The sequence below is a fragment of the Endobacterium cereale genome (assembly GCF_009617585.1).
Classification (GTDB): Bacteria; Pseudomonadota; Alphaproteobacteria; order Rhizobiales; family Rhizobiaceae; genus Neorhizobium; species Neorhizobium cereale.
In genome coordinates, this window is the sequence record NZ_WIXI01000011.1 from 1 (window position 1) to 333 (window position 333).

Here is a 333-nt window from a genome sequence, read left to right on the forward strand (position 1 = left end):
ATGATACGTCTGTGAATCATCAAATTTTTGAACGCACCTTGCGCTCCTTGGTATTCCTCGGAGCATGCCTGTTTGAGTATCATGAAATTATCAAAATAAATCTTTTGTTCACTCGATTGATTTTATTTTGGACTTGGGGGTCTGCAGATTCACGTCTGCTCCCCTTGAATGCATTAGCTGGATCACTGTAGACTCGGTTCCACTCGGCGTGATAAGTATCACTCGCTGAGGACACTCTGTAAAAGGAGTGGCCGGGACTATCAGAGAACCGCTTCCAATAGTCCATTTGCTTGGACAATTACATTTATGATCTGATCTCAAATCAGGTAGGAC

General features: G+C 43.2%; 1 protein-coding gene. It reads left to right on the forward strand.

Annotated features, from left to right (window positions below):
• On the forward strand, positions 1-191 hold a 191-nt coding region (locus GAO09_RS29485), incomplete at its 5' end, for a hypothetical protein (protein WP_209018548.1).
• Positions 192-333: the final 142 nt, after the last annotated feature.